The sequence below is a fragment of the Bradyrhizobium sp. URHA0013 genome, from assembly GCF_000518345.1.
GTDB lineage: Bacteria > Pseudomonadota > Alphaproteobacteria > Rhizobiales > Xanthobacteraceae > Bradyrhizobium.
The window spans coordinates 182,483-202,471 of the sequence record NZ_JADK01000006.1 but is presented as its reverse complement, the minus strand read 5'-3'; the positions used below and the strand labels follow the sequence as shown (position 1 = coordinate 202,471).

24 protein-coding genes are annotated in these 19,989 nt (G+C 63.1%); 9 read left to right on the top strand and 15 right to left on the bottom strand.

Going from position 1 to position 19,989, the window contains the following annotated elements; genetic code table 11:
- Window positions 1–65 precede the first annotated feature (65 nt).
- The gene (locus tag N551_RS0108645) at window positions 66–314 is read right to left on the bottom strand and encodes a hypothetical protein (RefSeq protein ID WP_027566624.1); all 249 of its coding nucleotides are present in this window, start codon (window positions 312–314) and stop codon (window positions 66–68) included.
- Between the two features lie 634 nt (window positions 315–948).
- Between N551_RS0108645 and N551_RS0108630 the strand changes: the two genes are divergently transcribed.
- The gene (locus N551_RS0108630) at window positions 949–1,725 is read left to right on the top strand and encodes an EAL domain-containing protein (protein ID WP_027566623.1); all 777 of its coding nucleotides are present in this window, start codon (window positions 949–951) and stop codon (window positions 1,723–1,725) included.
- A 19-nt stretch (window positions 1,726–1,744) separates the two neighbouring features.
- Here N551_RS0108630 and N551_RS38680 read toward each other — a convergent pair whose 3' ends face one another.
- Window positions 1,745–1,921, bottom strand: a complete 177-nt coding sequence (locus N551_RS38680; RefSeq protein WP_197031113.1) for a hypothetical protein — start codon at window positions 1,919–1,921, stop codon at window positions 1,745–1,747.
- A gap of 257 nt (window positions 1,922–2,178) precedes the next feature.
- Here N551_RS38680 and N551_RS0108620 point away from each other — a divergent pair, with 257 nt between their 5' ends.
- Complete coding sequence (locus N551_RS0108620; protein WP_027566622.1) at window positions 2,179–2,382, top strand: hypothetical protein; 204 nt, start codon at window positions 2,179–2,181, stop codon at window positions 2,380–2,382.
- Between the two features lie 18 nt (window positions 2,383–2,400).
- Here the strand turns inward: N551_RS0108620 and N551_RS0108615 are convergent, their stop codons facing one another.
- The 3 genes from N551_RS0108615 to N551_RS0108605 all read right to left on the bottom strand — a co-directional run bounded on the left by N551_RS0108615 (window position 2,401) and on the right by N551_RS0108605 (window position 3,299).
- Window positions 2,401–2,604 (bottom strand): hypothetical protein, encoded by a 204-nt coding sequence (locus tag N551_RS0108615; RefSeq protein ID WP_027566621.1) that lies wholly within the window; start codon window positions 2,602–2,604, stop codon window positions 2,401–2,403.
- A gap of 136 nt (window positions 2,605–2,740) precedes the next feature.
- A complete protein-coding gene (locus tag N551_RS38675) occupies window positions 2,741–2,917 on the bottom strand; it encodes a hypothetical protein (RefSeq protein ID WP_197031112.1) in 177 nt (58 codons plus the stop codon).
- Between the two features lie 118 nt (window positions 2,918–3,035).
- Window positions 3,036–3,299 (bottom strand): hypothetical protein, encoded by a 264-nt coding sequence (locus tag N551_RS0108605; protein WP_027566620.1) that lies wholly within the window; start codon window positions 3,297–3,299, stop codon window positions 3,036–3,038.
- 256 nt (window positions 3,300–3,555) lie between these two features.
- Between N551_RS0108605 and N551_RS0108600 the strand changes: the two genes are divergently transcribed.
- Window positions 3,556–3,741, top strand: coding sequence for a hypothetical protein (locus N551_RS0108600; protein ID WP_027566619.1), 186 nt, complete (start codon window positions 3,556–3,558; stop codon window positions 3,739–3,741).
- A gap of 283 nt (window positions 3,742–4,024) precedes the next feature.
- Window positions 4,025–5,311, top strand: a complete 1,287-nt coding sequence (locus N551_RS0108595) for an NRAMP family divalent metal transporter (protein WP_027566618.1) — start codon at window positions 4,025–4,027, stop codon at window positions 5,309–5,311.
- Window positions 5,312–5,454: 143 nt separating this feature from the next.
- On the opposite strand, the gene N551_RS0108585 is transcribed toward N551_RS0108595, so the two are convergent.
- Window positions 5,455–5,643, bottom strand: a complete 189-nt coding sequence (locus N551_RS0108585; RefSeq protein ID WP_027566617.1) for a hypothetical protein — start codon at window positions 5,641–5,643, stop codon at window positions 5,455–5,457.
- 174 nt (window positions 5,644–5,817) lie between these two features.
- Here N551_RS0108585 and N551_RS0108580 point away from each other — a divergent pair, with 174 nt between their 5' ends.
- Window positions 5,818–7,032: a mandelate racemase/muconate lactonizing enzyme family protein gene (locus tag N551_RS0108580; protein WP_027566616.1), complete on the top strand. Its 1,215-nt coding sequence runs from the start codon at window positions 5,818–5,820 to the stop codon at window positions 7,030–7,032.
- Between the two features lie 6 nt (window positions 7,033–7,038).
- Here the strand turns inward: N551_RS0108580 and N551_RS0108575 are convergent, their stop codons facing one another.
- The 4 genes from N551_RS0108575 to rocF form a co-directional block, all read right to left on the bottom strand.
- Window positions 7,039–7,335: a hypothetical protein gene (locus N551_RS0108575; protein ID WP_035961179.1), complete on the bottom strand. Its 297-nt coding sequence runs from the start codon at window positions 7,333–7,335 to the stop codon at window positions 7,039–7,041.
- Window positions 7,336–7,432: 97 nt separating this feature from the next.
- On the bottom strand, window positions 7,433–7,975 hold the full coding sequence (locus N551_RS0108570; protein WP_027566614.1) for a c-type cytochrome: 543 nt from the start codon (window positions 7,973–7,975) through the stop codon (window positions 7,433–7,435).
- Window positions 7,962–9,233, bottom strand: coding sequence for a sulfite dehydrogenase (gene soxC / locus N551_RS0108565; RefSeq protein ID WP_027566613.1), 1,272 nt, complete (start codon window positions 9,231–9,233; stop codon window positions 7,962–7,964). The genes N551_RS0108570 and soxC overlap by 14 nt, the downstream gene beginning before the upstream one ends.
- 161 nt (window positions 9,234–9,394) lie before the next feature.
- Entirely contained in the window at window positions 9,395–10,372 is a 978-nt protein-coding gene (gene rocF, locus N551_RS0108560) for an arginase (protein WP_027566612.1), read from the bottom strand.
- 243 nt (window positions 10,373–10,615) lie between these two features.
- Here rocF and N551_RS0108555 point away from each other — a divergent pair, with 243 nt between their 5' ends.
- The gene (locus N551_RS0108555) at window positions 10,616–10,900 is read left to right on the top strand and encodes a hypothetical protein (RefSeq protein WP_007612789.1); all 285 of its coding nucleotides are present in this window, start codon (window positions 10,616–10,618) and stop codon (window positions 10,898–10,900) included.
- A gap of 12 nt (window positions 10,901–10,912) precedes the next feature.
- Here the strand turns inward: N551_RS0108555 and N551_RS0108550 are convergent, their stop codons facing one another.
- Both N551_RS0108550 and N551_RS0108545 read right to left on the bottom strand, forming a co-directional pair.
- Window positions 10,913–13,654 carry an EAL domain-containing protein gene (locus tag N551_RS0108550; protein WP_027566611.1) on the bottom strand — a complete coding sequence of 914 codons (2,742 nt, stop codon included), beginning with the start codon at window positions 13,652–13,654 and terminating at the stop codon, window positions 10,913–10,915.
- Window positions 13,655–13,713: 59 nt separating this feature from the next.
- Entirely contained in the window at window positions 13,714–14,994 is a 1,281-nt protein-coding gene (locus N551_RS0108545) for a FecR domain-containing protein (RefSeq protein ID WP_027566610.1), read from the bottom strand.
- Between the two features lie 129 nt (window positions 14,995–15,123).
- Between N551_RS0108545 and N551_RS0108540 the strand changes: the two genes are divergently transcribed.
- From N551_RS0108540 to N551_RS0108530, 3 genes are all read left to right on the top strand, one after another.
- Complete coding sequence (locus tag N551_RS0108540) at window positions 15,124–16,920, top strand: ShlB/FhaC/HecB family hemolysin secretion/activation protein (RefSeq protein WP_027566609.1); 1,797 nt, start codon at window positions 15,124–15,126, stop codon at window positions 16,918–16,920.
- Between the two features lie 154 nt (window positions 16,921–17,074).
- Window positions 17,075–17,905: an alpha/beta fold hydrolase gene (locus N551_RS0108535; protein WP_027519306.1), complete on the top strand. Its 831-nt coding sequence runs from the start codon at window positions 17,075–17,077 to the stop codon at window positions 17,903–17,905.
- Between the two features lie 293 nt (window positions 17,906–18,198).
- Window positions 18,199–18,516 (top strand): cytochrome c, encoded by a 318-nt coding sequence (locus N551_RS0108530; RefSeq protein ID WP_027566608.1) that lies wholly within the window; start codon window positions 18,199–18,201, stop codon window positions 18,514–18,516.
- Between the two features lie 197 nt (window positions 18,517–18,713).
- Here N551_RS0108530 and N551_RS0108525 read toward each other — a convergent pair whose 3' ends face one another.
- The 3 genes from N551_RS0108525 to N551_RS39525 all read right to left on the bottom strand — a co-directional run bounded on the left by N551_RS0108525 (window position 18,714) and on the right by N551_RS39525 (window position 19,883).
- A complete protein-coding gene (locus N551_RS0108525; protein ID WP_027519308.1) occupies window positions 18,714–19,055 on the bottom strand; it encodes a phasin in 342 nt (113 codons plus the stop codon).
- 142 nt (window positions 19,056–19,197) lie between these two features.
- Window positions 19,198–19,383 (bottom strand): hypothetical protein, encoded by a 186-nt coding sequence (locus N551_RS38670; RefSeq protein WP_027566607.1) that lies wholly within the window; start codon window positions 19,381–19,383, stop codon window positions 19,198–19,200.
- A 368-nt stretch (window positions 19,384–19,751) separates the two neighbouring features.
- Window positions 19,752–19,883 carry a hypothetical protein gene (locus N551_RS39525; RefSeq protein ID WP_256378960.1) on the bottom strand — a complete coding sequence of 44 codons (132 nt, stop codon included), beginning with the start codon at window positions 19,881–19,883 and terminating at the stop codon, window positions 19,752–19,754.
- Window positions 19,884–19,989 lie beyond the last annotated feature (106 nt).

Genomic DNA, 19,989 nt, shown 5'->3' with positions numbered 1-19,989 from the left:
CGTGTCTCTTCTTGAAGCGAAAGCGACAGGTGCGAAGCGACAGGAGCGAAACGACATTCGGCCCTTCACTCCTCCGCAAGCTTCCCGACGATATAGGCATCCACCGTTTCGGCGAACGAGCGCTGCACGCCGACCGCGGTCCCATGCTGGTCGAGCGCGTCGCGCTGGAGCACGCGCAGGCCGCGGCCGCGCATGCAGATTGGCGCCGTGTTCAGATATTGATCGATGGCGCCCTTCGCGAGCGGGATGGCCTTCGGGTCGCCCCTTGCGATCAGAAGCCGCAAGAGGCTCTGGCATTCGGCCAAACCTGGCATGGGATCAGCGCCTCACGCGCGCGATTTCGCCGGCCGCTTGACCGGCTGGGTGTGGGTGCCGAACAGCGCCAGCAGAAACGCGACTTCTTCCTTCGAACCGACCTGGATCATGATGATCTCCTTTTCGCTAGGTTGGTCGGGCACAGCGGGCGGGGCGTTCGAGACAATCGGGTTTCAGCACTGTTTCAGGCGTGTTTCGTCGCGACGCGCGACCATCGTCGTCTGAAATAGGAACAGCTGTTCGGGCTAAAGGTTATCGGTGCGTCGGTCCGGATGCACGACCGGCTACCCCCCACGGCCTCAGCTCGCCCCCGGGCTGGGGCCGTTTCTTCCCCCGCGCAAATTCAACGCGAGCGCGCCTGGTTCTGGTCTCGCCTGGGCTTCTCCCAGGACAGCTTGTTGCAGGCGGAACACCGGAAGATGGCAATCGCCCCCTCGGGTGAGCTGACCGAGTCGATGAAGGTCATGGGCTTGTTGCACGCGGCGCACATCGGCCGCTGCCTGGTATCACGGTTCGCCATGCGCGCAAACGCGGGACAGAGCAGGAGGTTTCTATCGTTCTGCTCTTCGCTGTTCCTTAACGCCTGCGACCTAGTTTTTCCCGCGGCGCTTGAGAGGGCTTGGAGTTCGCGTGATGGCTGTGAAGTGTGCGGGATGTGCCGACGGGACCGAGCTCCCGTTCCAGTTCAAGATGGCGTTTCAGCCGATCGTCAACGTCGTCGAGCACCGCATCTGGGGCTATGAGGCCCTGGTGCGCGGTCCTAACGGCGAAAGTGCACATAGCGTCCTTAGCCAGCTCACCGACCAGCAGCTCTATCGCTTCGACCAGGCCGCACGCGTGCTGGCGATCGAAACCGCAGGCGCGCTGTTCGACGACCCGGAGGCGCGGCTCTCGATCAACTTCATGCCGAATGCGGTCTACGAGCCGCGCGCCTGCATCCAAAAATCGCTGGAGGCCGCGCGCCGCGCGCGCTTTCCGACCTCGAATTTGATGTTCGAATTCACCGAGAACGAGCGGATCAGCGATCCCGCCCATATCGAAAACATCGTCCGCGCCTACAAGGCCTTCGGGTTCTGGACCGCACTGGACGATTTCGGCGCGGGCTATGCCGGCCTCAGCCTGCTTGCGCGGTTGCAGCCGAACCTGATCAAGATCGACATGGAGCTCGTGCGAGACATCCAGCTCAGCCATCCCAAGCAGGTGATCGTCGCCGCTGTGGCCGCGATCGCGCGCGAGCTCGACATCACCGTGCTGGCCGAAGGCGTCGAGAGCGAGGCCGAGCTCACTTCCTTGCGCGCCGCCGGCATCGCGCTGTTCCAGGGTTACTATTTCGCCAAACCAGGCTTCATGTCGCTGCCGCAGGTTGCGGGACTCCAGCGGCTGGATGTCTCGATTGCAAGTGCCTCGTGAAGAACGGTGGACGAGGTCTCTATTGTTCTGGAGGCTCGGGATGCCAGATCTTCGGCACCTGGTGCTGAAGCAGCGCCATTGACGCCGCGATCTGCTCCCGGGAACGGCGCAGCATCTGCCGCGTCGTTTGGCTTCCATCAAGCTGATGCGTTTTCTGCCGGTCGAGATATGCCTCGAATTCCTTGCTGGCGAGCATGACAAGCTCCCGTCTTCCTGCTCGATGGGCAAAGTAGGTCAAGAGATGATTGCGGACAGTTCAGAAGTGAACTTAACGAGACCGGCGACCAGATACGGCAGCACGCGAGACCATGCATGTCTCCATCGACTTGGGCTGCTGTTTAACCCACGGCCATCGAAGGCATATTTGAAAAGCACATAATTTGTTCCGAGCAGGGAACTGAACTTACCGTTTTCAGTTTTGGAGTCGTCGTCAACAGCTCAGGAGCGTGCGTCGTGATCGGGCATCGCCGCAGAGTGAAGCATACTCGTTCCCTGGAAGAGCGACTGGCCGAACTGGCCGCCCAGTTCAAAGACCTGGCCAATCAATTACCCGCAGGCGCGGAGCGCGACAGTCTTCTCAGGCGGGCACGCCTGGCGGAGACGTCCGCGCACATCAGCGATTGGCTGAAGTCCCCAGGCTTGCAGGCGCCAAAGTAATGCCATCGGCCCGTTATGTCATGGGTGATCGGATCGTGCGCGCTTCTGCGTGACGAGGCGCAGCGCGATGCCGTGCTGCCAGGCTCGCACCCTCACGGCCGCTTCGCTGCGACCAAGCTCGCCGGCAATCTCGTCCGGCCGCCAGCCGGCTTCGGCCAGCGCCGTCAGCCGCTCGTGCTCTTCCGCTGTCCACTTCTTCAACAACGGGTAGCGTGATTGCATGGTCGGAAGCTGTCTCGCCTTGCGTGGTCGATGCAGACGAAAAGCGCGCGAAACAAGCGAAGTTCCTATGCGGCGTTCCTCTGCGACCCGCAAAAGGCCATCCTGCAGATTGGGCGGAAGCCGGGGACCCCCTCACTCAGATCCAGACGTCCTCGCGGCACGAGTCGCAGCGATAGATCAGGATCGAGCGATCGTGCCTCACGTCGAAGATCGAGGTCAGGCAGCGCGTGCCCCTCTCGCATTTGGGGCAGGCCGGCCCCGGCCTGAAATGCTGATCCGGCCTCGTTGCCGGGCCCTGCTGTTCGCTGCTCATCGCATCCCTCATTGGAGGACCGAGTTCCTAAGTGCCAAAGTGGACATTCGTTCCAATGGCGCGGGCGGTGCTTGTGATAGAAGCGAGGGCCTAGACGCCCCATGATCGCGCGCGCTGGTTATCGGCTTTGTCCTGAACCATCAAGCGGTTTGTCCTGAACGATCAAGCGGGCTTGCTGTTGGCGGGCTCCCCCCCCCCGCGCTTCGTCCAGGCTCTCGAGTGTGGTGATGCGCGCGGCGCGGCGCGCCAGCTCGTCGTAATTTTCCGCCACCTTGCGCAGCACGTCCCGCGTCTCGGGATATTCGCAATTGTCCGCCTTGGTGCGAAATTCTTCCGCCCGCATCCGCCAGTACCGCGGAGGGTGCATCCGCTCGGCGCCCATGGGCCACTCCCCTCAGTTGGTCCAATTGTTCATGTTCGTTAATGGAGAGCGCGTCCAACAGTTCCCGCGCAGATATTCCATTCCCGCTCGCACGTCCAGATTGCGCAGCAAACTGCAGCCGACGGCGGCATCCCGGGGGGACGGGTCAACTTTAGTTCAAATGCAGCAGGGTGAATTCGGCAGGATGCAATGGGTTCGCGCCATGCTGGAACATGTCCCTTGCGATAGACGCAACGGGGACAGCTCGGAGAGATCGATGTATTTCGTCGCCGCCGCATTGCTGGTGCTGTCCGGACTGTTCTACTCCGCGAGCCATCACGAGATCGGCTCGTTCGGCGTCACCATGTGCACCTATGGCAGTGCGTTCTGCGACAACCCGCTGATCATCTTTTCCGGCGCCGCGCTGGCCGGCGCCTGGGGCATGTTCGTCAGCATCAAATAATCGACCGCACTCTCTGCGGGACGAACACCTTGCTGGTGTCCGTAATACGGGGGTTGCGGAATGCGCGACAGCCGTCCATGGCCGCCCGGTTGCGCCCGGGGATGCGCGCCAAAGCGGGCACCGGGTATCCTCCGATGATGCACTTATACAGGTGTTTTGCCCGACGAGTCAAAGCCGATTAGCTTTATCCGAATCGGATGAGACGCCCGCTCACCTCCGGCGCGGGAACCTTGTTCCCTGATTAGCATTTGTGAAGGACGCGCCCGACCGAGGTCCTCCTGCCATGACCGACAGTGCCCTCACCGCTACGAAATCCGCGCCGACGCTGTTGCAGAGGCTGGGGCCGGGTCTCGTCACCGGGGCGGCGGACGATGATCCGTCCGGCATCGCCACCTATTCGCAGGCCGGCGCGCAATTCGGTTACGGACTGCTCTGGACGGTGTTTCTGACCACGCCGTTCATGATCGCCATCCAGCTCGTCAGCGCCCGGATCGGCCGCGTCACCGGCAAGGGGCTCGCCGCCAACGTCATGCAGATCGCGCCGCGCTGGGCGGTGCTGTCGCTGGTCGCCATGCTCGTCGCCGCCAACACCTTCAACATCGCCGCCGACATCGCGGCGATGGCGGAGGCGCTGTCGCTGGTGATCGGCGGCCTCAACCACGAGCACGCGCTGATCTTCGCGGCGGGCTCGACCCTGCTGCAGGTGTTCCTGCCCTATCGGCGCTATTCGCCGGTGCTGAAATTTCTCACCTTGGCGCTGTTCGCCTATGTCGCGACCGCCTTCACCGTCAAGATCCCGTGGAGCACGGCGCTGCTCGCGGCGGTGTGGCCGAAGACGAATGTCAGCGCCGACTATTTCATGATGGTCGTCGCCGTGCTCGGCACCACGATCAGCCCGTATCTGTTCTTCTGGCAGGCCTCGCAGGAGGTCGAGGAGATGAACCAGGGCAAGCGGGACAAGCCGCTGCGCGAGCTCAAGCGCGGCGGCAGTCCGGAGCTGGCACGCATCAGGTCCGACACCATCGCCGGCATGCTGCTCTCCAACGGCATCGCCTTCTTCATCATCCTCACCACCGCGTCGGTGCTGCACGCGAATGGCGTCACCAACATCAATTCGGCGACGGAGGCCGCCGAAGCGCTGCGGCCGCTCGCCGGCGACTTCACCTTCGCCCTGTTCGCGACCGGCATCATCGGCACCGGCCTGCTCGCAATTCCGGTGCTGGCGGGCTCGGCCGCTTACGGCGTGGCGGAGATCTTCGGATGGCGCGCGACGCTTGAGGCGAAGCCAGACGAGGCGGTCGGCTTCTACACCATCATCGCCGCGGCCACCATCATGGGCTTCGGACTCGGTTTCACCGGGATCGATTCGATCCACATGCTGGTCTGGAGCGCCGTGCTCAACGGCATCGTCGCCGTTCCGATCATGGCCATGATGATGCTGATCGTGTCGAGCAAGGCGATCATGGGTCGCTTCAAGGGCCGCTCATGGCTCGTCGCGCTGGGCTGGCTCGGCACCGCGCTGATGGCGCTGGCCGTGCTCGCTTTGCTCGGCTCGTCTGCGATCGGCTGACTAGCCTTGCGAGAGGGCTGCCGATATCTGCGAGGCGATGATGAAGGCCGCGAACAGGGCGGGCACGCTGATGAAGCGCAGGAATTGGTCGATCGAAAGCATCGCTGTCTCCCCCAAGACAAAAAGCATCTCCGCCCGCCGCGCTATTCCACCCCGTGCGCGACGTGCTGATCGGCCGTCAGAAACTGATCGGAAATGGCGGCTCCACCCATCGTGAGCAGCGCCAGGATCGAAATCACAGCCAGAAATTTCATGGCCGGAGGGTCGATCCCGATTGTGGCCAAAAACGTCAAAGCATGGTCCCTTTTCAGGACGATCCCGGGAAAGATCATGGCTGTCCCCACCGGATTCCCCGACCTTTCCCGCCGCAGAAAGGCGGCAAAGCGCCCCCGGCGCAGCTCCGCGGGCTTCACTGCGCAGGGCCATTAGCTTAACAGTTGCGGCTGGAGCGGGGCTTGCGAGCCGGCCAAACAAAAAAAGGACCCAGCCGGGTCACAGGGAGCGACATGACCAGATCATCAAAAGCAACGAGTCTCGAAATTCTCGCCTGCGACGCCGGCTGGCGAAACTACCACTTCGTCAAGCTGACGACCGAGGACGGCATCGTCGGATGGAGCGAGTTCGACGAGGGCTTCGGCTCGCCTGGCGTCGGCGCTGCGATCCAGCGCCTGTCCGCCCGCGTCGTCGGGCAGAACGTCTTCCGGCACGAGCGCATCTACGCAGAGCTGTTCGCGGCCACGCGTCCCGCCGCCGGCGGCGTGGTGGCGCAGGCGCTCGGCGCGATCGAGAATGCGCTGCTCGATGCCAAGGCGAAGTGTCTCGGTGTGCCCTGCTACGAACTGCTCGGCGGCAAGATCCGCGACCGTGTCAGGGTCTATTGGTCGCATTGCGCGACGTGGCGGATCAATCATCCGTCCTGGTACAAGCCGCCGATCGAGAACCTCGACGGCGTCAAGGCAATGGGACGCGAAGTGCGCGAGAACAAGTTCACCGCGCTCAAGACCAACATCTTCTCCTACGACGACGGCAAGCCAACCGGTTGGCGACCGGGCTTCGGCTCGCCCTTCGCCCCCGAGATCAACGTCGATCGCAAGATCCTGCGCGACCTGCGCATGCATCTGGAAGCGATCCGCGACGGTGCAGGCCCTGATGTCGACATCCTGCTTGACTGCAACTTCAACGCCAAGACCGAGGGTTATCTGGAGATCCTGCGCACCATTGCGGATTTCGACATGTTCTGGATCGAGATCGACAGCTTCAATCCGGAAGCACTCGGGTACATCCGCAGGCAAAGTCCGCATCCGATCTCGTCCTGCGAGACGCTATTGGGCTTGCGGGAATTCCTGCCCTATTTCCGCGAGCAAGCCATGGACGTCGCGATCATCGACACACCCTGGAACGGCGTCTGGCAGTCGATGAAGATCGCAGCCGCTGCGGAAGCGTTCGAAGTCAACGTTGCGCCACATAATTTCTACGGCCATCTCTGCTCGATGATGAACGCGCATTTCTGCGCCGCCGTGCCGAACCTGCGCATCATGGAGATCGACATCGATCGCCTGGCATGGGACCGCGAACTGTTCACGCATGAGCCCGAAATTCAGAACGGCCATCTGGTCATTCCGGACCGACCCGGCTGGGGCACCGATCCGAACGAGGAAGCCCTTCGCGCGCACCCGCCAAAGACCACCGGCGGACTGCTCAACTACGGCCGCAAGAGCTAGAGCGCCTTACGGCGTCACTGGATTGACGGTCGGGGACGTCTTGGGCCCCGGCCGCTCCGGCTCGAGCGGCGACTTCTGTTCGGTCGGGAGCACTGCGGCGCCTGCGGCGCGGGCGGCCTCGCCCGTGGTCGCATACATCGCAACGTGAGCAGGCTGCGTCTTGGCGCGATTCCATGGCCCATGATCGACGATGAGCATCGCAGCAATCGTGACCGCGGCCACAATCAACGCGATCACGCCGGGATGGCGAAGCGCTGAGGACATGGAATTTGCGAAGCGATCCGTTGCCATCGTGGAATCCATAGGTTTTTCCTCTCGCAGGTTAATGCAATCGGGTCCTGCGAGTTCCGCCCTTTGACAACGCAAGTTCCAAGCGGGGAACCTGAGCGCCACAAGGCAGTCAGTGTTTCACATCCGGCCGGGTATCGCCGACGAACCGGTCGCGGTTCGGCATTTTGACAGCCGCAAGCGATTTGGCATCGAGCGTCGCATCCGCTCCTACCAGTCCATTCAGGTTCAGGATGTACGCGGAGACCGCATAAACCTCCTCATCGCTTAACGATTGCGGCGCGTTCTGCGGCATCGCGCGGCGGATGTAGTCGAACAGCGTCGGCGCATACGGCCAATAGCTACCGACCGTGCGGATCGGCTTTGGCGTTGCGATCGTGCCCTGCCCACCGACGAGCCGGTCACCGAGCCCGCCCTCGCCTTTGTCGCCATGGCATGATGCACATTGCTGGGCGAACACCTCGCGCCCATGGCTGACCGAGCCACTTCCCTTCGGGAGATTGCTGCCGTCGCGTCCGATGTCGATATTCCAGCCCGCGATCTCCGCAGCCGTCGCGGGGCGTCCGAGGCCGTACAGGCTTTGTGCTTGCGCAACACTCGCGAACGCACACAGCACGATGACGACAGCAATGCCGCAAGTCTCACGCCAGCGCATTGGTCACCTCGCCGTCAGCCGCGATGCGCCACGGCCAGATCGCGTTGTTGTGGTAGAAATAGTTCTCGCCGCGCACCGCGAGCAACTCAGAGAGCGTCGGCTGCACATAACCGGTCTCATCGATGGCACGGCTCTGAATCACGGCAGGCTTGCCGTCCCATCGCCACGGCAAACGGAAGCGCGTGAGAGCGCGGGTCAGCACCGGCTCCTGCAATTGCGCGCTTTGCCAACTTTTTCCCTCGTCGACGGACACTTCGACGCGCGCGATCTTGCCATGCCCGCTCCAGGCGATGCCGGTGATCTCGTGGAAGCCGGGCGCGCCCAGGCGTTGGCCGCCGGAGGGCCTCGTGATGATCGACTTCGCCTCCATGTAGAACGAAAATTCACGCGCGGTGCCGTCCGGCAGCAGGTCTGTGTATTTCGAGGTCTCCTCGCGCGAGTAAACCGGCTCAGCCGTCACATGCAGGCGGCGCAGCCACTTCACGCTCATATTGCCCTCGAAGCCCGGCAGGAACAACCGCAGCGGATAGCCCTGCTGCGGGCGCAGCCGCTCGCCGTTCTGGCTGTAGACCAGCATGGCGTCCTCGAGGCATTTCTCGATCGGGATGCTGCGGGTCAGTGCAGCCGCGTCGGCGCCCTCGGCGACGACCCATTTGGCTTCCGGCTTCAGCCCGGCCTCTTGCAGCACCAGCTTGAGGCTGACGCCGGTCCATTCTGCACAACTCACCAGACCCACAAGGTCCGACGCTGTCTTGCCGTAAGGCTTGCTGTAGCCGGGATTGCCGGAGCATTCGAGAAAGTGGACGCGCGATTCCGACGGGAAACGCCTGAGATCGTCCATTGTGAAGATCAGCGGGCGCTCGAGCAGCCCGTGCAGCATCAGCCGGTGCTGGGCCGGATCGATGGTCGGAACGCCGCCGTGGTGACGCTCGTAGAACAGTCCATTCGGCGTGATGATGCCATCGAGCTCCTGCAACGGCGTCCGGCTGGAGGCCGAGATGTACTGTTTGAGAGTCTTCGAGATGTTCTTGACGACGCCCTTCTCGAACGGCGATGGCACGCCATAGGGCTGGCCCCCCGTCGGTTCGCCCGGCGCCTTCATCCATTCGGGAATGTTGGGTGGAAGGTTGTCGATCCCGGCGGCAACCGATGCGCCGGCGCCCAGGACAGTACCACCCGCAGCGGCAGCGCTGCCGCGCAGAAAGCGGCGGCGAGTCGTCCCCGCGGGTTTGTCGGCGGCGTCGAACGTGCGGCTCATTTGCGGATCCTCGGTTGAAGCGCGACCCGCATGAAACATTCTGCGACGAGCATTTGCAATTCGCAGCCATTTCAAAAACAGGCGATTTCGATCTGGACTGATCTAAATCCGGTGGCGGCGACGGCAATTCTCTTCTTCGCAACGCACAAACGGCTCGTCCGTCACTCGCCCGGCGCGATCGCATTGCTCGGGGTCGGCCGGTCGGCGATCTGCTGGCCGAACAGGCTGCCGATCAGTTCGACCGCGGTGCGCGCGGTGCGGCCACGCTCGTCGAGGAACGGATTGAGCTCGACGATGTCGAGTGAACCGACTACGCCGGAATCGTGCAGGAGCTCCATGATCAGATGCGCCTCGCGATAGGTCGCTCCACCCGGCACCGTCGTGCCCACGCCAGGTGCGACGCAGGGGTCGAGAAAATCGACGTCGAAGCTGACATGCAGTACGCCGTTGCTGGCCCTGACGCGCTCTATGACGCGGCGGATCAGCACGGCGACGCCGAATTCGTCAATCTGGCGCATGTCGACGACCCTGATCCGGCGCGAGCGCATCAACTCCTTTTCGAGCTTGTCGATCGAGCGCGCGCCGAACAGGTCGAGCCTGTTGGGATCGATCGAGGCGCGCGGATCATCGCCGAGCAATCCGTCGAGACCGGGTTCGCCGCACAGGAATGCCGCCGACATGCCGTGCATGTTGGCAGTGATCGTCGTCTCCGGCGTGTTGTAGTCGGCATGGGCATCGAGCCAGAGCACGAACAGTTCGCGTCCGCGCTCCTGCCAGTGACGGGCCATGGCATTCACCGATCCCATTGACAACGTGTGATCGCCGCCAAGAAAAATCGGCAGCGCGCCGGTTTTCGCGATCTCGTAGCCTCTGCGGCTCAGCACGCGCGTCCATCGCTGGATTTCGCGGTAGTGATTGGCTTTATCCGGGGGCCTGTCTGCGAGGTCCCGGAGCTCGGCCACCGAGAGATCGCCGTAATCGACCACCTCGAGATCCAGGCTCTCGAGCAAAGTCGCAAGGCCGGCGGTGCGGAGCGCCGCAGGGCCCATCAGGGTACCGCGCTGCGAAGCCCCCATGTCGATGGGAGCGCCGAGCAAGGCGATGCGCCGGGCTCGATCCGTCGTGGTCCGGTCGGTCACAGCTGTCTCCTGAGATCAGCAAGATTGAGCCAGCCTAACAGAGATTCGCATCCGTCGTTTCACGGGGGCGGTCCGCGCAGGGGCGCATCGTTTCGGAACAAAAGCCCGCCCGCCGAATTGCTTATTCAAGGCCGGTACCCGCCGTAAAAACCACGGCGCCTGTCGCGGATAGCCAAAGGTCATCTGACCCGCTGTTCAGAACGAGCGCTCGCGCGGATAGCCAAAGGTATCGGCCTCCGTCACATGATCAGCCCGGAGGTCGCGCACTTGAGCACGGAGATCCCGCAGTCCACCTCACATCCCGGCATGGCCGAGCGCGCCATCGATGCGGCGACGGACGTATCCCGCACCATCGGTGAAGTCGCGGGTGGCCTGCATGCAGCTGTCGACCGCATGACCTCCGCTATCGACGAAGCGCGAAAGCCGGGCCGGCCCCTCGCGACCGTCGCCGCGATCACGCGCGAAGCGCCGCTTGCCAGCCTGTTCGTTGCTTTCCTGTTCGGGGTCGCGGTCGCGCGGCGGCGCTAGAGCAACGTGTGTTCAGGCCGCACTGACGGCGGCGCACTCGGCTGCGAGGAACTGCCGCTCGAATGCTTCCGCCGGCATCGGACGGCCGAAGAAATAGCCCTGGCCTTCCTCGCATCCCATGCTCACCAGGAAGTCGGCCGTAGCGCGATTCTCGATGCCCTCGGCCACGACCGTCAGTCCGAGCTGTTTGCTGAGGCCGATGGTCGACCCGACGATCGCGGCATCGTCGGAATTCGCGAGCAGACCGAGCACGAACGACCGGTCGATCTTGAGCCCGTCGAGCGGAAACTTCTTCAGATAGCTTAGGCTCGCATAGCCAGTGCCGAAATCGTCGAACAGGACGCGGACGCCGAGCTGCTGGATGCGCTTGAACATGTCGAGCACGCGGGCTTCGTCGTGAAGCAGGATGTCCTCGGTGACCTCAATCTCGAGCAGCGACGGTGTGAGCCCCGTCGCTTCGAGCATCCCCGCAACCGAATGCGCGAGGTCGCCGGAGTGAAGCTGCGAGGGTGACAGGTTGATCGCGACGCGCACAGGGTCGCCTGACAATTCCCAGGCGCGTGCCTGGCGGCAGGCAGTCTCCATCACCCAGTTTCCGATCCGCTCGGACAGGGCTGAGCTGTTGACCACGGGCATGAACTCTCCGGGCGAAACGTAGCCGCGCACGGGATGGCGCCAGCGGATCAGCGCTTCGGCCCCGACCAGGCTGGCGTCGATCAGGCGAACCTGGGGCTGGTAGAACAGCTCGAACTCGCCGCGATCCGCGGCAAGCGCCAATTCGCTTTCCAGCGTCAGGCGGTTCTCCAGCTCCTGCCGGATCGCGCTCTCGAAGACCACATGACCGCCGCGCCGCGTCAGCTTTGCCTTGGTCAACGCAAGATGGCCGTTGCTCAGGAGATCGTCGGCGTTGTGTCCGCCTTCCGGATGGACCGCGACGCCGATGCTGATCCTGACGCGATGCTGCCGCGTGCCGGTCGCAAGCGGCGCTTCGAACGCGCGCGCGATGCGCTCAGCGAACTCTGCGATCCGCTCGTCGCCATCGGCGCCTTTGCGCGCAATGGCGAATTCGTCTCCGCTAAGCCGGGCAACGACAGCGCCGTCGCCTGCCTGGGCTTTCAGGCGACCCGCGACCGCCTGCAGCACGAGATCTCCGGCGGAATGACCCAGCATGTCGTTGATGCTCTGGAAGCCGTCGAGCCCGATCACGAGCAGCGCGACCTCGCAAGGACGCTGCGCTGCATTCGCGATCATGCCGACCAGTCCGGCATGCAGCGTGTTGCGGTTGACCAGACCGGTCAGCACGTCGTACTCGGCGAGATATCTGACGCGTTCGGCCTCGCGCTTGCGGACCGAAATGTCGCGCAGGATGGCTCCGTACTGGAAGCCGTCCGTTCCCTGCCAGCCCGAGAAGCTCGCCTCGACCGGGAAAGTTTCACCGTTCTTGCGCCGCCCTTCGAACTCGATCACGACCGCTCCGCCGGGTGCGAGGAGTGCCTGGCGCGCGGCGTCGCGCGTGGACGGCCTCGCCTCACCGTCTACCGGAACGGCACATAGCTTTTCAAATGGGCGGCCGATGATCTCGGCGGGCATATAGCCGAAGATGGCGCTGGCGCCGGGGTTCCACACGGTGATCAGCTGATCTTCGTCGGTGCAGACGAGGCCATCGCCGAGCGACATCGCGATACGATGAAAGCGGCTTTCGGCGATGCGCCCCAGCAGACCGCGGAAATCGATTTCGTCAAGGGCGATTGCCGTCAGATAAGCGACAATCGCGATGTGGAACAGCGATGTGTCGATGATGAAGGGCCATCTTGCCTGAACGAGGATCGCAACCAGCTCGAAGGCCGCCCCGGCCGAGATCAGGATTGCGACGCGAATTCCCGAAGCGAAGCGGCGCCACGAATACATCATCAGCAGGCAGATCACCGCGAGACCCAGGATCATGCCGGTATCGGAAGTCCAGCGCAGCATCCGGTTCTGGAGGATCGATTCCGCTGCCAGCGCCTGGAGGATGGGTCCGGAGATGATGCGGCCATTTGGAACGCTGAAGCGGTCGCCGAGTTCGAGCGCCGTCGCTCCAATGATGATCTTCTTGTCTCTCAGCCTGTCGAGAGCGGCGGCTTTGCCGCGGAGCACGTCGACATAGGAGACACTTGGAACGGAGCCCGCCCGAATGCTGAAATCGATCAGGAACGGCGGCCGCCGATTGGCGTCCTGCCCGGCCAGCACGACGGCCATCGAAGGCATCAGGGCATCGCCGAGCTTCTCGCCGAACGGATATCGGCGAACGAGCCCGTCGGATTCGATGGCGACATTGACCAGCGCGGGCCACGACTGGTTGCCGAACGGCTTCAGGGGGCGATTGATGTGAGCTGCGCCGCCATTCGGCGCCGGCTGCTTGAAGGACGGCAGGATGGTCGAGCCGCCTGCCTCACGCAGCGCGTTGACGAAAGCCTCGTCGGAGGCCGGATCGGATGGCGAGCTGAAATCGACGTCGAAAGCGACGTCCTGTGCCCCCGCAGCCTCTAACCTTTGCAACAGTTCCGCGTGCAGCCGGCGCGGCCAGGGCCATACCCCGATCTGGTCGATCGAGGGCGCGTCAATGGCCACCACGACGACGTTGCCGCTCGCGGCGCGCGATTGCCAGGCAAACCGTAGGTCGGTCAGCGCGTTGCGAAGCGCACCATGCCACCCCGTCGACAGCACGATCGCCAGCGCGGTCACGACTAGAATATGCGGACGATAGCGCTTCACTCCGGTCCTCCCGCGCACCCGCTTCTGCGGTTGCGCCCCCTCATCCCCAGGAAATCGCCTCAGTGCTTGTTGTGGCCAAAGGCATTGCCGTGGCCATTGCTGCCGTTGCCGCCGCCATTGCCATTGCCGTTGCCGTTGTTGCCCTTGCCGTTTCCGGTGGCACCGCTGTTGCCATTGCCGTTGCCGGAATTCCCATTGCCGGAATTGCCGTTACCAGAGTTGCCGTTGCCGGGGTTGGTCTTGCCACCGGAATTTCCGCTGCCGCCGCCAGAACCATCGCTGGACGCACCGGCCGTGGTCGCGGCTATTGTCGTGCTCGCAGCCGACGAGCTGGTGCTGCCAGCCGTCACGCCGCTGCTCGTGGTTACCGCAGTCTGGACGGTGCTGTTGGATGCGTTTGTGCCCGATTTCGAGTCGCTCCAGACCGTCTCCGTGCTGGCGTGCGCGTTGCGCACCTGTCCGGGGGCACCGCCGCCGTGGGCGAGCCCGTGCGTGACCTTGTGGACGTTCAGCTTGACCTCGCCGAGCGAGTTCGAGATGCGTACGACGCCGGGCTTTGCAGCACCGCCCTTGGCCGCGTGAGTTCCAGCCGCCTGTTGCGATGGCTTGAGCGCGCCAGCCGCCTTGGTGCCCTTATCGATCGGCCCGAGCGCATGGATCATGTGGCCATTCGCCCCGTTGCGCGGCGCCGGCAGGCCCGATTTCGGCACGGGCACGCGCTCGATGCTCGAGGCGCGTGGCTTGCCGTGCTCGATCGGATTGAAAGTCCCGGCGCCGCTCAGGCTGAGACCAGGCTTGCCATGCTCAAAGACGGTGGCGGCCTGCCCCGGCAGGACCTGGGCGATCTGTCCCGTCTTGAAGTCGGAGACCTCGACCTGGCCGCGAAGCACGCCGACCTTGGTGCTGCCCGCGGCCACGGTGACGCTGAACTGCGTTCCCTTGACGACAGCGGCGAGATAGGGCGTCTCGACCTCGAAATGCTTGACGTTGCGCTTCTCGACCTCGAGCAGGATCGAACCTGCCTGCTGGATGATGGTAGTCGAGAGGCCCTCCTTGCTCTCGGTCGGCAAGCCGACCACCGAGTTGGGAGAGATCAGGATCGTTTCCTCGCCGCGGACGAGCAGCACGCGGCCATTACGTCCGGTGCGAATGGTGTCGCCGGGCTTGAGCGCCTCCTGCTGATTCAACGAGACCTGCTGCGCGCCGCTGGTGGCGACCCAGACCTCGCCGGTGGCTTTGCCGACCGACCAGACGCCATCGTCGGCGGCGGATGCGCCGCAAGCCGTTCCCAGGATCAGCGCAGCCGCGAAGGCGCACCGCATTCCAATTTTGCTCAGCATGACGATCCTCAGTCCGCGTTACAGCCAGCCTGAGGGGTATCCGAAATCACTCAACATAGGATTAGCGGGAAGCGGCCAGCGGAGCGGTCGCGTTAACGGTTCATTGACCATAAAAAACTATGAAAAATCATGTGGCTAACGAACCCTTATCGCACCAGGGGCACATCTCCGTCGAACTACGGGGGCAGGCGCATTGCGCGCGTCGGGAAGCGGCATCTCATTACCGCATTGGCGCTGTTAGCCCCTTTTTTCACGGGAGTTCCTCAGGCTTTCGCACAACAGGCGAACCAGCCGGGCTTCGATCCGCGCCAGCCTGAGAAATATTTTGAAAACCAAACCGAGCGGGAATCGCTGACCCGCCCTCCGGTCAGGCTGCCGACAGTCGGCCAGCCCAACACCGGCGGCGATACCAAGCCTCAATTCGTGCTGCGCGGCGTCGATATCAGCGGAGCCCGGGCCGTATCCCCCGATCGCATCGCCGCGGTCTACCAGCCCTATGTCGGCAAGAAGGTTTCGCAGGCGGATCTCGCCGCGATCGCAGGCGCGATCAGCGATCTCTACCGTGCCGATGGTTTTCACTTGAGCCGTGCGATCGTGCCGCCGCAGGATATTGGGGACGGACGCGTCCGGATCCAGGTGGTCGAAGGCGCCATCTTGGAGGCCGAGCTGAAAGGCGACGGCGCCGAGCAGTTCGGCGTGAGACCGATGCTTGGGCCGGTTCTGGCTGAGCAACCGTCGCGCCTGGCAACGCTGGAACGTCAGCTCTTTCTCGTCAACGGCAGACCTGGCGTCCGGATCACCGATACCGCACTGGAGGAGATCGGCGGCGCAACCGGCCGATTCCGCCTCATCGTCTATTTGAAGACCTGGCACGTCTTCTCGTCGTTCGGTCTGGACAATCTCGGCTCATCATCAGTTGGTCCGTGGCAGACCTATGCGACCGGCGCGTTCAACTCCTATCTCACGCCCGGCGACACGCTGGCGGTCAATCTGTCGACCATCGCCAACGACCCCCGCCAGCTTGGCTTCGCACGGCTGTCCTACGATGCACCGGTCGGTGTCGACGGTGTGCGTCTCGGCGGGTCCGTCCTGTACAGCGCGGTTAGACCGGGCGATGCACGCCGCCTCGACAGCGACATCACCACGACCGAGGCGTTCGAACTGCGTGCCAGCATCGTCCCATTGCAGTCGCAATCCTCCTCGCTGACCCTGACCGCGGCGACGACCTTCAGCAACGTGTCCGAGCATGACCTTTACGGCCCCTGGTACAACGACCACATCAGGACCGCGAGCCTGACCGCTGATTACCGGCTTCAGGACCATTTCGGCGGCACCAATTTCGCGACGCTGACCTACCGCCAGGGCCTCGACATCTTCGGTGCCTCGCATTTCGACGACGATCTTTTGTCGCGCGATGGCGCGTCATCGAACTTCTCGGTGCTAAACCTCTGGTTCACGCGCTACCAGACGCTCAACGACGTCTGGTCGCTCAAGCTTTCCGCTGCGAGCCAGACGGCGTCACGGCCGCTGTTCACCTCGCAGCAATTCTATCTCGGTGGCGCTGCCTTCGGGCGCGGCTATGGCGCAGCAGAGATCAGCGGGGACAACGGTCTTGCCGGCTCTCTCGAACTGCGCTTCGACCAGAAACTCAACTACCGCTACTGGACCGGCTATCAGCTCTATGCCTTCGGCGACGCCGGCGCCGTCTGGAACGACGGTTACCGCCTGAGCGACGGCCTGTCGCTGACCTCGGCCGGAGCTGGCGTGCGGTTCTTCCTGCCGGACGATTTCCAGGCCGATCTCGGCGTGGCCGTCCCCCTGAGCTACCGGGCGCCCGACAACGACCGCCGCAGCCCCCGCTTCCTGTTTACTCTGTCCAGCGCGCTGCGGCTCTGCTCCGAACGCGGCAAGGGCGGCTGTCTTTAAACCCTCGCCCTTCGCGTTATGGCCCCGGGCATGCGGCTCTTTTTGGGGCGCGGCTCACAGACTTGCCTAAATTTAATCCCGTAACCTGCTCACGATCGCTCGATCCGGGAGTTCCCAATGGCCATGTTCAGTCAAAAGTGATTGAGACGGAACCATGAAAAAGGTTTTTGCTGTTCTGGCGTTTCTCTGCGTCCTCGGCGTCGGCCAGTATTTCGTCGTCAGCCGGTTCGCGATCCGCCATGAGGTTTTGACCCTGTTCGACGCCGCGCGCCAGCGGCCGATTGCGGTCGAAATCGCCGTACGACGCGATTACGAGACCAAGGCTAATCTCGGCCTCTGGAAGCTCCCGCTCGCCATCATCAGCAACGGCAATACCGTCAAGGCCACCGAATATTCCTTCCTCGCCAACGTGCTCGCCGCACGCGGTTATCTCGTCGCCAGCATCCAGCAGGATCTGCCGAGCGACCCGCCGCTGATGACCAAGGCCGGCCAGCAATATGTCGGCCGGCGCGAGGTCTATATCCGCTGCGAGGCCAACATCCTCTTCACCTTGGGCGAGTTGAAGCGGCGGCAGGAGAACGCCGACTACGACCACATCACGCTCGTCGGGCATTCCAACGGTGGCGACGTTTCGATGTATGTCGCCCATCAGCACCCGGAGCTGGTGTCGAAAGTGATCACGCTGGACAATCTGCGAGTGCCTTTCGTGCTTAGCGACAACATGAAGATCCTGTCGTTCCGCTCGAAGGATCCGCATTTCGTAACCGATCCCGGCGTGCTGCCGACGCCGGAAGAGGCCAAGGCGCGCGGCATCGACATTGTCCACACCGGTGCGCAGCATACCGAGATGAGCGATCGCGGTCCCGATGCGGTCAAGGAGAAGATCCAGGCGACACTCGACCGCTTCCTGCGCGACAGCGCCAGCAGCGCGCTCGCGCCGGCCGATACACGAAGCCCGATGATCATGAACCCCGGCGACTATTAGTCCAGCACCTTTGCGGCAGATCAAGGCTGCGGCGAGCCGGCCACGCTAGAAAGGGCCTTGCCATCTCGGAGAGACACCGTGTCGCACTCCATCGAAAGCCTTGGTACGAAAAGACTCGCTGCGACAAGCTTTGTCCTGCCTGCGGCAAGGACGCCGAGATTCGCCCGGCATCTCTATCGTTTGGCCCGCAAGCTGCTGCGGTCGATCATCGCCCGCATCGACCTCTCGCAGTTTCCGGGTTCGTGTTGCGGATGAGGACGGCGTCGCTAGCCAACAACACACAGGGTTGCCCTATGCACCGGCATTTGAGACGAATCTGTCTGCTGGTTGCAGTGGCCTCGAGCGTGTGCGCGTCGCCCGCTCTCGCCGCCGATGCAGATCACGGCGCCGACCTTGCGAGGCGCTGGTGCGCCAGCTGCCATGTCGTGGCGAACGGCCAGATCCAGGCGAGCGCCGACGTCCCCTCCTTCGCGTCCGTTGCGCGCAGGCCTGACTTCAGTTCGGAAAGGCTCGCCTTTTTCCTGCTAGAACCGCACCCGAAGATGCCGAATTTCCCTTTGAGCCGGATCGAAGCCGGCGATATCGCGGCCTACATCGCATCGCTGCGCTAGCAGAGCCACCGATCGGTCAAGACACCCGCGACAAATGCTTATCCCTGCCTGAGAACCGACAGGGATCAGCAGAAGGGATGATGGGCGGCGAATGAGGTCCATTCGACGGCCCAGCATGGACCGGTACCCGCATCGACGTGCGGACAATCACGCCCGGGCAAGTCCAATCTCTGGACGCGCCAGGAACACACCGAGAATCAGGACTTGCCCTTCCCTGGCTGCATGAGACTGCCGGTCATCTGGCGCATGTGGTCTCCGGCATTGGTGAACTGGCTGCGCAGGAAATCCGATTGAATTCGCATCGCCTCCTGAAGGTCGGTCGCATGGACGAGCTTGCGAGCATGCTCGAACGCCGACTTCATGTTCTGCTCGGTGAATGCGAGCGCCTGCTTCGAGACGTCCGTCCCCGCACCCGGAACGGTCGTCATCGATTTGGTGGCGGCTTCGAAAAACATGCCGAATGCTTTTTCCGCCTGGTCAATCGTCTTCTCGGCCAGGTCGCGCAGTTCGGCCGGAACTTCGAGCTTCGGTTCGATCATGGTCGCACTCCTCCCGCTTTCAGAACTGAATACCACACTTGCCGGATCGCCTGCCAGCGTCCAGGCCGGGGAAGACGTCGCCCGGCGGCCGGCTCTGGCAGGAAAACGAAGGGCAAGGGGTAAGGCCAGCGCGCAGGCCGGCTCAGGACAGGGGGTGTTCGGGAAGGGATTCTTCGGTGACGAGGTCTTCGACGAGCTTGATGACTTCGAAACGCTGCCGGGGCGCGAGCTTCAGAAAGGCGCGGAGCAGGCGCAGGCTTTCGACAGTACCGCTTGCAGGCGCGCCGAGCTTGAGGTGCAGCTCAGCTGCGAAATTGAGGTTCTTCATCTCGCACCTATAACAAGCATCGGACTTCGTGATCCAACATCGAGGTCCCAACTAAGAACCGAACGCCACAACCGGATGCCACAACCGGATGCTATGGCGATGGCGCGCTTTCGTCCGGGGGAAGCCCGGTGTGTTCGCACGCCGAGGTACATGTGCAAGCGGGCCCACTTGAACAGGTTGCAACTATGTCAAGAAACAACCCCTCCGGCAAGCCTAACAGTTGACCCAGCGATGCTTCGTCTGCATCGCGCCACGGCAATTCCGGATAACAGGAATATGACCAGCCGTCACCCACCTGCGTCAAGAAGCGTCATCGATCAGGCATGCAGCTTCGATCGCCGTCAATCGACGCCTTGTTTCGTCTTGTTTCAGATGTGAATGGACATTGGTGGATCCGACCAGTGCTTCTTCAGCGTATGCACGTAATTGTTGAGTCCGGCGTCGGCGGTTGTATCGTCCACGAAATAGATGTCGATCTCGGGCCATGGATCGGCAGCCACAGAGCGGCCTTCTGAACCAAGAGACAGACTATGGCGTTTGGATTCATCTAAACCCGCCCCATCGAGCTCTTGGACTTGGACTCGCCTCTTCGCATCAGAATTCATC